Raw genomic sequence first — 295 nt, forward strand, 5'->3', positions numbered from 1 at the left:
TCGACGATGGTGGTCGGCGTGATGTCGATCAGTGGAACGTCGTTGACCAGGGTCACAGTCGGCTGGCCTTCGCCGGTAGAGCTGAGGCCACCAGCGTCAGTAACAGTCAGGTCGATTTTCGGTAGCTGATTACCCGCGTTTACGAATTCGGCGCCTTTAGCGGTCAGCACGACGTTGTTGCCGGAGATGGCGTAGTAGCCGTCGGCGTTGGTGCCGGCGGTGAAGCTGATGGTCAGATTTTCACGCGGCGTTTCTTCGTCACGGGCGTTGAAGGTACCGGCGACGGTGCCTGCTT

General features: G+C 59.7%; 1 protein-coding gene. It reads right to left on the reverse strand.

Translation table 11 applies throughout. From position 1 onward, the window contains the following. Nucleotides 1-295: hypothetical protein (locus AOA60_RS32735; protein ID WP_158235048.1), on the reverse strand; the 295-nt coding region annotated here is incomplete at both ends.

The sequence above is a fragment of the Pseudomonas sp. 2822-17 genome (assembly GCF_002742485.1).
Classification (GTDB): Bacteria; Pseudomonadota; Gammaproteobacteria; order Pseudomonadales; family Pseudomonadaceae; genus Aquipseudomonas; species Aquipseudomonas cyclaminis.